The sequence below is a fragment of the Achromobacter sp. RW408 genome (genome assembly GCF_003184165.1).
GTDB classification, from domain to species: Bacteria; Pseudomonadota; Gammaproteobacteria; order Burkholderiales; family Burkholderiaceae_B; genus Achromobacter; species Achromobacter xylosoxidans.
Genome location: NZ_QHHO01000022.1, coordinates 554,885 through 566,253 on the forward strand (window position 1 = coordinate 554,885; position 11,369 = coordinate 566,253).

The following is an 11,369-nucleotide window of genomic DNA, read 5'->3' on the forward strand; positions in this document are numbered from 1 at the left end:
CCGTGGTTGCTGGAATGGCTGCGTCGCCGGCTGGGTTGCCGCCATGATGCCGCCGACCTGGCGCACGACACTTTCGTGCGGGTACTGGCCGGCCGCCCGACCGAGCCGATCCACGAACCCCGTGCGTTCCTGACCACGCTGGCGCAACGCACGCTGTACACGTTCTGGCGCCGCCGCGAACTCGAGCGCGCCTATCTTGACAGCCTCGAGGCCCTGCCGCCTGCCAGCGTTCCCAGCGAAGAGCAGCGCGCCTTGGTGGTCGAGGCCCTGATGCAGATCGACCGGGCCTTGCAGCGCCTGCCGGCGCGCGTCCGGCAGATCTTTCTCCTGAGCCAGTTGCACGAGCTGACCTATCCGCAGATCGCCGAACGCCTTGGCGTATCCGCCATCACCGTCCGCCGCGGCATGAAGCAGGCCATCACGCTGTGCGTGGCGGCGCGCCTGGCCGCATGAGCGTGCCCGCGCTGCCGGCCGTCGTCGAGGCCGCGGTCGACTGGATGGTGCTGCTGTCGTCGGGCGAGGCGGCCGAGGCCGATCGCGTCCGCTTCGAGGCCTGGCTCCAGGCCGATCCCCGTCACGCCGCCGCCTGGCAGACGGTTGCCGGCGCCGTCAAAACCACTTTTGCGCCGCTGGGCGACGGCGCCTCGATCCAGGCCGCGGGCGCGGCGCTGCTGGCGCCGGTCTCGCGTCGCCGCGCACTGCGCAATGCCCTGCTGCTGGCGCTGGCGGCCGGCGGACTCGCTGCCCTGGTCGACCGCCAGACGCCGTTGCGGACCCTGGCCGCCGACCTGCGCACCGGGACGGGCGAACGCCACACCTATCCGCTGCCGGACGGCAGCGAGGTCACGCTGAACGCGCGTTCGGCCGTCGACCTGGCGTTCGGCGGCCGCGCCCGCGTGCTGCGGCTGCGCGCGGGCGCGGTGTACGTGCGGGTCGCGGCCGACGCCGCGCGGCCCTTCATCGTCGCCAGTCCCGATGGCGAGGTGCAGGCGCTGGGCACGGTGTTCGGCGTGGCGCGCGACGAGCAGGGCAGCGTCGCCTGTGTGATCGAGCACAGCGTCGAAGTCCGCGCGGCGGGCCAGCGGCGCGTCCTGGCGGCGGGAGAGGGCGCGCGCTTCGGGGCGGATGGCATCGGCGCGTCGGATGCCGCGCTGGCCGAAACCGCGGCCTGGCACGACGGCATGCTGCTGGTGCGCGACCAGCCGCTGGGCGCGGTGGTGGCGGCGTTGCGGCCCTACCGGCGCGGCTTCCTGCGCATTTCACCCGAGGCCGCGCGGTTGCGGGTGCTGGGCGCCTTTCCGCTGGACGATACCGACCGCGTGCTGGAATCCCTGCGCCAGACCCTGCCGATCGAGGTCGGCGGGCTGGGCGGCTGGCTCGTCAGCATCGACCTGCGCGCCGATGCCGCCGAAAAAAAATGATCGCTTGCGGCGGGCTCGCTGGACATACCTCCTGAAGCACCCCCTTGTCGCAGGAGATTCCATGTTCCCCGTTCGTCCCGCGCCGCAGCTGGCGGCCGCGTTCCTCATTGCCCTGGCCGCGCCGGCCGCTATAGCCCAGGCGCAGGCGGGCGCCCAATCGGGCGCGTCCCTGGCGCAGCGCTACGATCTGCCCGCCGCGCCGCTGGCCGAGACCCTGACCCGCATCGCGCGCCAGAGCGGCCGCGCGGTGTCGGTCGATCCGGCGCTGGTGGCGGGCCGCCAGGCGCCAGCCGTGGCCGGCACCTACACGACCGAGCAGGCCTTGCGCCAGGCGCTGGCGGGCAGCGGCCTGGAGTTGCGCATCACCGCCAACGGCACCTTCAGCGCGCGGCCCCTGCCGCAGACGGGCGGGGCGGCCCTGCTGGAGCCGGTGCGCGTGACCGGCGCGGCGGAATCGGCCACAGGCCCGCTGCATGGCTACGCCGCCCATGTCAGCGCCACCGGCACCAAGACCGATACGCCCATCATCGAGACGCCGCAGTCGATCACGGTGGTCGGCGCCGAGGAAATCGAGACGCTCAAGGCGCAGAGCCTGCAGGACGCGTTGGGCTACGTGGCGGGCGTGAGCCGCGCCGAGGGCCAGGACCGCACGTCCGACAGCCTGTTCCTGCGCGGCTTTCGCGGCACCCAGGGCAGCTACTATCGCGATGGCACGCTGTACACCGTGAACATCTACAACGGACGGCAGGAACTGTACGGGCTGGAACGGGTCGAGTTCCTCAAGGGCGCGGCCTCGGTGCTCTACGGCGCGGCGCCGCCGGGGGGCGTCATCAATACGGTCAGCAAGCGTCCCACCACCGAGCCGTTGCATGAACTGAATGTCGAGGCGGGCAACTTCCGCCGCAAGCAGATCTCCGGCGACTTCGGCGGCGCGCTCGATGACGAGGGAAAATGGTCGTACCGCCTGACCGCCCTGAAGCGCGACAGCGACACCTTCATCGATCACGTGCCGGACGACCGGACCTACGTGGCCCCGGCCCTCAAGTGGCAACCCAGCGATGCCACTTCGCTGACCCTGCTGGCGGAATACCAGGAGGACCGCACGGCCTACGTCTACGGCCTGCCTGGCCAGGGCACGGTCCTGCCCAATCCCAACGGCAGGATTCCCCGCAATCGATTCACGGGGGAACCTGGCTTCGACAAGTTCATCATGAAGCGCTATTCGATCGGCTACCTGTTCGAACACGCATTCACGGACCAGCTCAAGCTGCGCAACAGCGTGCGCTACTTCCACGCGGACAGCACCTATTTCTCCACCGACATCTGGCAGCTACAGGCCGACCAGCGCCACACCGCCGATCGCGGCGCGATGCCGCGCTGGGACCGGTCTTCGGCGGTTGTGGCCGATACATCGCTGCAGTACGACGCCACTACCGGCCCGCTGCGCCACACGCTGCTGGCGGGCCTGGACTACTCGGTGCCCAAGCACGAGACCGAGCGCTACCTGCGCGGCAACACCAACATCGATCTCTATGACCCCGTCTATGGCGTCCCGCTGGGACCGGCTACGCCGTTCCCGTGGTCGTCCTCGAAAACCGACATGAAGCGCCTGGGGGTCTACCTGCAGGATCAGGTCAAGATCGCCGATAAGTGGGTGCTGCTGCTGGGCGGCCGCCACGATTGGGTCACGGTCAACGAACGCAATTTCTTCACCGGCGAAAAGATCGCGGACGACGAAAAGAGCCAGGCCTTCACCGGCCGCGCCGGCGTCGTCTATCTGGCCGACAACGGCCTGGCGCCGTTCCTGAGCTACAGCGAATCGTTCGAGCCGACCAGCGGCCAGGATCGCCAGGGCAGCCGCTTCAAGCCCACCACCGGCGAGCAGTACGAAGCCGGGCTGCGTTACCAGCCGGCCGGGTCGGACACCATGCTGTCGGCGGCGGTGTACCAACTGACGCGCAAGAACGTGAACGTGGCCGACCCGTTCGACACGAACTACGAGATCCAGGCCGGCCAGGCGCGCACCCGCGGGCTGGAGCTGGAGGCGCGCACCCGCGTCGGCCGCCACGCCAACCTGATCGCCGCCTATGCCTACACCGATGCGCGCACCCTCAAGGCCAGCCCGCTGCAACCGGACGAGGTCGGCAAGCGCCTGAACTCGGTGCCGTTCAACCAGTTCTCGGTCTGGGGCGACTACGGCTTCGGCGCCTTCGGCCTGCCGGGGCTGCGGGTCGGCGCGGGCGTGCGCTACGTCGGCAGCACGCGCGGCCTGGCGCATGGCACCGCGGTCGAGGTGCCGTCCTTCACGCTGTTCGATGCCATGGTGAGTTACACCACCGGGCCGTGGAAGTTCGCGCTCAACGCCACCAACCTGGCCGACAAGACCTACATCGGCAGTTGCACCTACGGTTGCTTTTATGGCGAGCCGCGGCGGGTGATCGGCACGGCGACCTATCGCTGGTAAAACCGGACGGGCAGGAGGGGGAAAACCTCCCGCCGCGCGCGCCGGCCGGCCCTGGGCCTGTGCGGCGAGCGAGGCCTGGCGCGGCCCCTGTCTCGGGGCCGCGCCCTGTGCTACTCTGGCTCCCGGCCGTGCATGTTTATCCCTTTGCACAGGCCGACGATGGCAATGTCCGAGGTCACCCCCCTGGGCAGTGTCTTGGTAAGAAGAATGCGCATGACACGATCAAGCGTGGAGACAATTCATGAGCCAATATGGGCCGCTGAAGTTGCACGTCCCCGAGCCTACCGGGCGTCCGGGTTGCAAGACCGACTTTTCCTACCTGCGCCTGTCGCCGCCCGGCGAGGTGCCCAAACCCCCCATTGATGTCGCCGCGATCGACACCGGCAGCCTGGCCTACAGCCTGGTGCGGGTCATCGACGACGACGGCCGCGCCGTCGGCCCGTGGGCGCCGGAGATTAGCGACGAGCTGTTGCGCCGAGGCATGCGCACCATGCTCAAGACGCGCATCTTCGACGGCCGCATGCTGACCGCCCAGCGCAAGAAGAAGATCTCCTTCTACATGCAGAGCCTGGGCGAAGAGGCCATCGGCTCGGCCCACGCGCTGGCGCTGGAGCAGGGCGACATGTGTTTCCCGACCTACCGCCAGCAGAGCATCCTGCTGGCGCGCGACGTGTCGCTGGTGACCATGATGTGCCAGCTCATGTCCAACGAGCGCGACCCGCTCAAGGGGCGCCAGCTGCCGGTCATGTATTCCGACCGCGAGAACGGTTTCTTCACCATCTCGGGCAACCTGGCCACGCAGTTCATCCAGGCGGTGGGCTGGGGCATGGCCTCGGCCATCAAGGGCGACACCCGCATCGCGTCGGGCTGGATCGGCGACGGCGCCACCGCCGAGGCGGACTTCCACACCGCGCTGACCTTCGCGCACGTGTACCGCGCGCCGGTGATCCTGAACGTGGTCAACAACCAGTGGGCCATCTCGACCTTCCAGGCCATCGCCGGGGGCGAGGGCGCCACCTTCGCCGGCCGCGGCGTGGGCTGCGGCATCGCCTCGCTGCGGGTGGACGGCAACGATTTCCTGGCGGTCTACGCCGCCTCGCGCTGGGCCGCCGAGCGCGCGCGCAGCAACCTCGGCCCCACCCTGATCGAATGGGTGACCTACCGCGCGGGCCCGCACTCCACCTCCGACGACCCCTCCAAGTACCGCCCCGGCGACGACTGGAGCCACTTCCCGCTGGGCGACCCGATCGAGCGCTTCAAGAAGCACCTGATCCTGCGCGGCATCTGGTCGGACGCCGAGCACGACGCGGTGCGCGCCGAGCTCGACGCCGAGATCCAGGCGGCGCAGAAGGAAGCGGAAAGCTACGGCACCCTGGTGGACGGCCACGTCCCCAGCGCCGCCAGCATCTTTGAAGACGTCTACAAGGACATGCCGGAGCACCTGCGCCGGCAACGTCAGCAGCTCGGAGTGTGAGTCATGGCTATCGATAACAATGCTGGTCCGGCGTCCGCGCCGATGACCATGATCCAGGCTTTGCGCTCGGCCATGGATGTGATGCTGGAGCGCGACGGCAACGTGGTGGTGTTCGGCCAGGACGTGGGCTATTTCGGCGGCGTGTTCCGCTGCACCGAGGGCCTGCAGGCCAAGTACGGCAGCTCGCGCGTGTTCGACACGCCGATCTCCGAAGGCGGCATCGTCGGCGTGGCGGTGGGCATGGGCGCCTACGGCCTGCGGCCGGTGTGCGAGATCCAGTTCGCCGACTATTTCTATCCGGCCTCCGACCAGATCGTGTCGGAAGCGGCGCGCCTGCGCTACCGCTCGGTGGGCGAATTCATCGCGCCCATGACCATCCGCATGCCCTGCGGCGGCGGCATCTACGGCGGCCAGACCCACAGCCAGAGCCCCGAGGCGATGTTCACCCAGGTCTGCGGGCTGCGCACGGTGATGCCGTCCAACCCCTACGACGCCAAGGGCCTGCTGATCGCGTCCATCGAGAACGACGATCCGGTCATCTTCCTGGAGCCTAAACGCCTGTACAACGGTCCGTTCGACGGCCACCACGACCGTCCCGTGACGCCGTGGACCGGACGCCCGGGCAGCGTGGTGCCGACCGGCTACTACACCGTGCCGCTGGACACCGCCGCCATCGTGCGGCCCGGCAACGCGCTGACGGTGCTGACCTACGGCACCACGGTACACGTGTCGCTGACCGCGGCCGAGGAAACCGGCATCGACGCCGAGGTCATCGACCTGCGCAGCCTGTGGCCGCTGGATCTGGAAACCATCGTCAACTCGGTCAAGAAGACCGGCCGCTGCGTCGTGGTGCACGAAGCCACGCGCACTTGCGGCTATGGCGCCGAGCTGATCGCGCTGGTGCAAGAACACTGCTTCCATCACCTCGAAGCGCCCGTCGAGCGCGTGACCGGTTGGGATACTCCCTATCCGCACGCGCAGGAATGGGCGTATTTCCCCGGCCCGCGCCGGGTCGGCGAAGCGTTCAAACGCGCGATGGAGGTGTGAGATGGGTATTCATGTCATCAAGATGCCCGACATCGGCGAAGGCATTGCCGAGGTCGAACTGGTAGGCTGGCACGTCAAGGTGGGCGACACCGTCGCCGAGGATCAGCCGCTGGCCGACGTCATGACCGACAAGGCCACGGTCGAGATCCCGTCGCCCGTGGTCGGCCGCGTGGTCGCGCTGGGCGGGGAAGTCGGCCAGGTGATGGCCGTGGGCGGCGAATTGATCCGCCTGGAAGTGGAAGGCGAAGGCAATCTCAAGGGTGACGCGGCGGCGCAGAAACCGCAGGCCGCGCCCGCGCCGGCGGCAAGTGCGCCGGCCGCCGAGTCGACGCCGGCCAAGGCCGACAAGACCCCGGCCGGCGGCGTTGCCGGCCAGATCGCCGCGTCGCTGCAACCTGCCGCCGCCGCGCCGCAAGCGCCATCCACGCCGCCCAGCCGTCCGGCCGCCGCGCGCCAGGCGCCCGCCGCGGCCCGCCAACCCGGCGAAAAGCCGCTGGCCTCGCCGGCGGTGCGCAAGCGCGCCTGGGACCTGGGCATCGAGCTGCGCTACGTGCACGGCAGCGGCCCGGCCGGCCGCGTCATGCACGAGGACCTGGACGCCTATCTGCAAGGGCAGGGCGCGGTCACCGCCGCGCGCGGCCCGGCCTACGCCGAGCGCAACGACGAAGAGCAGGTGCCGGTGATCGGCCTGCGCCGCAAGATCGCGCAGAAGATGGCCGAGTCCAAGCGCCGCATTCCGCACTTCAGCTACGTGGAGGAAATCGACGTCACCGAGCTCGAGGACCTGCGCGCCAGCCTGAACGCGAAGTTCGGCGAGTCGCGCGGCAAGCTGACGCTGCTGCCGCTGCTGGCGCGCGCCATGGTGATCGCGCTGCGCGACTTCCCGCAGATCAACGCCCGCTATGACGACGAGGCCGGCCAGGTGACGCGCTACGGCGCCGTGCACATCGGCATTGCCACGCAGAGCGATGGCGGCCTGATGGTGCCGGTGATGCGTCACGCCGAAACCCGCGACCTGTGGTCGATGGCGGCCGAGATCGGCCGGCTGGCGCAGGCGGTGCGCGCCGGCAGCGCCGGACGCGACGAGCTGTCCGGCTCGACCATCACCATCACCAGCCTGGGGCCGCTGGGCGGCATCGTCACCACGCCGGTCATCAACCATCCCGAGGTCGGCATCGTGGGCGTGAACCGCATCGTCGAGCGCCCCGCCTTCCGCAATGGCGCCGTGGTGGCGCGCAAGCTGATGAACCTGTCGTCCTCGTTCGACCACCGCGTGGTCGACGGCATGGACGCGGCCCGCTTCATCCAGGCCGTGCGCGCGCTGCTGGAACAACCCGCGCTGCTTTTCGTGGAGTAAGCATGAGCCAGACTACCAAGACGACAACCCTGCTGGTGATCGGCGGCGGGCCTGGCGGCTACGTGGCCGCGATCCGCGCCGGGCAACTGGGCGTGCCCACCATCCTGGTCGAGGGCGACCGGCTGGGCGGCACCTGCCTGAACATCGGCTGCATTCCGTCCAAGGCGCTGATCCACGCGGCCGAGGAATTCGACAAGGCGCGGCATTACGCCGGCCAGTCGGCGCTGGGCATCTCGGTGTCGGCGCCCGCCATCGACATCGGCCGCACCGTGGCCTGGAAGGACGGCATCGTCGGCAAGCTGACCGGCGGCGTCGGCGCGCTGCTCAAGAAGAACGGCGTGCAGGTGGTGCAGGGCTGGGCCAGCCTGCTGGACGGCAAGACCGTCGAGGTCGAGAGCGCCGACGGCAGCCGCCAGCGCATCCAGTGCGAGCACCTGCTGCTGGCGGCCGGGTCCGAACCGACGCCGCTGCCTTCGGTGCCGTTCGGCGGCATGGTGGTGTCCTCGACCGAGGCGCTGTCGCCGGCCGACATCCCGAAGAAGCTGGTGGTGGTGGGCGGCGGCTACATCGGGCTGGAGCTGGGCACCGTGTACCGCAAGCTCGGCGCCGAGGTGGCCGTGGTCGAGGCGCAGGACCGCATCCTGCCGACCTACGACGCGGAACTCACCAAGCCGGTGGCCGCGGCCCTCGCCAAGCTGGGCGTCGAACTGCACCTGGGCCGCAAGGTGCTGGGGCTGAATGGCGCTGGCACGGCGGTGCGGATCCAGGACGCCAGCGGCGCCGAGACCGCGCTGCCCGCCGACCGGGTGCTGATCGCCGTCGGCCGGCGTCCGCGCACGCAGGGCTGGGGCCTGGAAAACCTGCAACTGGACCGCAAGGGCAACGCGCTGCGCATCGACGACCAGTGCCGCACTTCCATGCGCGACGTCTGGGCCATCGGCGACATCGCCGGCGAACCGATGCTGGCGCACCGCGCCATGGCGCAGGGCGAGATGGTGGCCGAGCTGGTGGCGGGCAAACGCCGCCACTTCCAGCCGGCCGCGATCCCGGCGGTGTGCTTCACCGATCCCGAAGTCGTGGTGGCCGGCCTGTCGCCGGCCGAGGCCGAGGCGGCCGGGCTGGACTGCCTGGCGGCGTCGTTCCCGTTCGCCGCCAATGGCCGCGCCATGACGCTGGAATCCACCGACGGGTTCGTGCGGGTGGTGGCGCGCCGCGACAACCACCTGATCGTGGGTTGGCAGGCGGTGGGGCGCGGGGTGTCGGAACTGTCCACAGCGTTCGGCCAGTCGCTCGAAATGGGCGCGACGCTGGAGGACGTGGCGGGCACGATCCACGCCCATCCGACCCTGGGCGAAGCGGTGCAGGAAGCCGCGCTCAAGGCGCTGGGGCACGCGCTGCACATCTAGAAGCTGTCGTGGTGTATCCGAAGCCGTGGTGGCGGGCATCCTGCCCGCCGCCGCGGCTTTTTCCTGTGTGGGCCCGGTTGCCGGACGGCATGGGCTGTCCGTGATGCGCGCAGGACACGCGGCGCGGCACGCGCGTTCAAGGCAACAGGCCTTGAACGCCCGCGTTCGTGCTCGCTAGCGGCGCGCGTCGATGTAGGGCCGCGCCTGCAGGATGATGATCTTGTCGCCGACCACCGCCCATTCGATGTCCTGGTCGACCTTGCCCAGGCGCTGCTTGACCTGCCGGCCCACGGCCGCCAGCCGCGCCACCAGCGCGTCGTTCAGCACCTGGCGCGCGTCCGGCGCGATCGGCACTTCGCGCACGCCGCCGCCGGCGTCCGCCACCAATTGCGTGTCCTCGGCCGAGCGGCTCAGCACCTGCACCGCCTTGGACCAGCTCGAATACATCACTTGCTCGGCCTGGCGCTTGCCTTCCACCACCTTGATGCCCAGGCCGCGCTTGGCCGAGATGTAGGTCACGTAGCGGCGGCTGGCGTCGAACGGATCGCGCGTGATCATGACGCCGGAGCTGTCGGACGGCGCCGCCAACTGCACCAGCACGGCCATCACCACCGCGTCCTGGGGAATCCCGGCCGCGCGCCGCGCTTCGTAGGCGTCGAAGTTGTAGACCGAGGCCCATACCGTCTGCACCGCCTTGGCCAGCGCGTCGGGCTGGGTGACGTTGGGCACGGTGGTGTACAGGCCGGCGCCGCTGAAGCCGGGCAGGTCCTCGGAATTGGACGAGCTGCGCACGAACGCGCCCGCGCCCTTCAGGCGCGATTGCCACAGCGCGCGCCAGGATTCGGCCTGCGCCGGGTCGACGGCGGCTTGCATGATGTCCTGGCGCAGGGCGGCCAGTTCCTTGCGCCGCACCTCGGCGTCGGCGATGAAGTCCGGGCGCTGTTCCAGCGCGGCCATGCGCTGCGCCACATTCAGCCGCTTCATGAACGCGGCGTACTGGGCGAACGGGATGCAGAAGCCGTCGGGCACGCTGGCGGCCGGCGGCAATGCGGACCGGAGCGCGCCCAGGTTGGCGGCCTTGACGCCGCAATGACGGCTGTCGCGCACGGCCAGGGCATCCAGCGGCTTGAGCGCCTGTACGCTGAGGTCGGGCTTGGGCAGTTGCGCGCGCGGCTTGGGCGGCGTGGCCGGCGGTTGGCTGGCGGGCTTGTCGCTGGGCCGCACCTGGTAGTCGTTGCCGCTGACAGTCAGCGTGACCCACTGGCCGTCGTACTGGCGCAGTGCGGTGGTGGCGTCGCGCACGTAGGCGTTGGGAATGCCCCAGCCCTTGGCCAGCAGGTTGACGTGCGACAGCAGCGTGGACGGGCGCTGCGTGATCAGGCCGGCCACGGGCGGGATGGCGATCGGCACTTCGTCCAGCACCACGATGTCGTCGCGCTTGAGGTCGGGCGTGGCCTCGACCGAGGCGACGATGCGCAGCCGACCCTGCGCGCTGCCGGGGTTCAGCGGCAGGAAGGCCTGTTCGCGCAGCAGGGCTTCCTGGGTCACGAAGGTCAGGCCGGCCGTGGTGGCGGCCTGTTCGTGCAGGGTCGAGTTGGTCTTGAAGCGGACCGGGGCATAAAAGCTCTTGGCGACCACCTCGTCGGCCAGCTTCAACAGCTCGGGGGTGAGGCGGTCGCCTTCCCAGAATTCATAGGTATATCCCGGCAGGTCACGCTGCCAGCTGAGGGTGCCGAACAGCAGGCGGCGGTTGGGGTCCTTGTACTGCGCGATCAGCACGGCCTTGTCCTTGCCGGGCAGCAGGCGCCGCTCGCGCGCGAAGGTCTCGTGCAGGCCGTAGCGCGGTGTGTCCAGGTAATGGATGCGATTGCCGCGCTGGCGGTCGATCACGAACAGCACATGCGGGATTTCCAGCGGCGTGCCGGCGTTGTAGACCCGGGCCAGCTGGCGGAACGCGGCTTCGTTTTCGACCCGGGCCATGAAGGCCGGGCCGCGGCGTCGCGCATCCTCGGCCTTGCGCGCCGCGATCTCCTCGGGGGTGAGCGGCCGGGGGGGCTTGAGGGGTTCGATGACGTTGTTTTCGTACGGCGACGGCTTGCGCGCCGTCTGCGCCTGGGTGGCGGGGAGGGCGGCAAGCGCCAGCAGGCAGGCGGCCGTCAGGATGGCTGGACGGGACAGGGGCGGCGGAAACCAGGACGCG

The 11,369-nt window shown here is 69.9% G+C and carries 8 protein-coding genes; 7 read left to right on the forward strand and 1 reads right to left on the reverse strand.

The annotated features are described in order from the left end of the window. From DK459_RS04855 to lpdA, 7 genes are all read left to right on the forward strand, one after another. Positions 1 to 453: sigma-70 family RNA polymerase sigma factor (locus DK459_RS04855; protein ID WP_233256757.1), on the forward strand; the 453-nt coding region annotated here is incomplete at its 5' end. Next, a complete protein-coding gene (locus DK459_RS04860; protein WP_070541280.1) occupies positions 450 to 1,421 on the forward strand; it encodes a FecR domain-containing protein in 972 nt (323 codons plus the stop codon). The genes DK459_RS04855 and DK459_RS04860, both read left to right, overlap by 4 nt. A gap of 61 nt (positions 1,422 to 1,482) precedes the next feature. Continuing rightward, positions 1,483 to 3,885 carry a TonB-dependent siderophore receptor gene (locus DK459_RS04865; RefSeq protein ID WP_110134504.1) on the forward strand — a complete coding sequence of 801 codons (2,403 nt, stop codon included), beginning with the start codon at positions 1,483 to 1,485 and terminating at the stop codon, positions 3,883 to 3,885. A 241-nt stretch (positions 3,886 to 4,126) separates the two neighbouring features. Beyond that, positions 4,127 to 5,359: a 3-methyl-2-oxobutanoate dehydrogenase (2-methylpropanoyl-transferring) subunit alpha gene (locus DK459_RS04870; protein WP_024068588.1), complete on the forward strand. Its 1,233-nt coding sequence runs from the start codon at positions 4,127 to 4,129 to the stop codon at positions 5,357 to 5,359. A gap of 3 nt (positions 5,360 to 5,362) precedes the next feature. Beyond that, a complete protein-coding gene (locus DK459_RS04875) occupies positions 5,363 to 6,406 on the forward strand; it encodes an alpha-ketoacid dehydrogenase subunit beta (protein ID WP_006386386.1) in 1,044 nt (347 codons plus the stop codon). A gap of 1 nt (position 6,407) precedes the next feature. Continuing rightward, positions 6,408 to 7,763: a dihydrolipoamide acetyltransferase family protein gene (locus DK459_RS04880; protein WP_070781807.1), complete on the forward strand. Its 1,356-nt coding sequence runs from the start codon at positions 6,408 to 6,410 to the stop codon at positions 7,761 to 7,763. Positions 7,764 to 7,765: 2 nt separating this feature from the next. Beyond that, on the forward strand, positions 7,766 to 9,169 hold the full coding sequence (gene lpdA, locus DK459_RS04885; RefSeq protein ID WP_024068590.1) for a dihydrolipoyl dehydrogenase: 1,404 nt from the start codon (positions 7,766 to 7,768) through the stop codon (positions 9,167 to 9,169). Positions 9,170 to 9,343: 174 nt separating this feature from the next. Here lpdA and DK459_RS04890 read toward each other — a convergent pair. Continuing rightward, positions 9,344 to 11,369 (reverse strand): PEP/pyruvate-binding domain-containing protein (locus tag DK459_RS04890; protein WP_233256758.1); only part of this gene is annotated, 2,026 nt, incomplete at its 5' end.

Excerpts from the sequence above, each read along its gene's own strand:
- DK459_RS04860 (WP_070541280.1), top strand. The coding sequence starts at position 450 with ATGAGCGTGCCCGCGCTGCCGGCCGTCGTCGAGGCCGCGGTCGACTGG.
- DK459_RS04865 (WP_110134504.1), top strand. The coding sequence starts at position 1,483 with ATGTTCCCCGTTCGTCCCGCGCCGCAGCTGGCGGCCGCGTTCCTCATT.
- DK459_RS04870 (WP_024068588.1), top strand. The coding sequence starts at position 4,127 with ATGAGCCAATATGGGCCGCTGAAGTTGCACGTCCCCGAGCCTACCGGG.
- DK459_RS04875 (WP_006386386.1), top strand. The coding sequence starts at position 5,363 with ATGGCTATCGATAACAATGCTGGTCCGGCGTCCGCGCCGATGACCATG.
- DK459_RS04880 (WP_070781807.1), top strand. The coding sequence starts at position 6,408 with ATGGGTATTCATGTCATCAAGATGCCCGACATCGGCGAAGGCATTGCC.
- lpdA (WP_024068590.1), top strand. The coding sequence starts at position 7,766 with ATGAGCCAGACTACCAAGACGACAACCCTGCTGGTGATCGGCGGCGGG.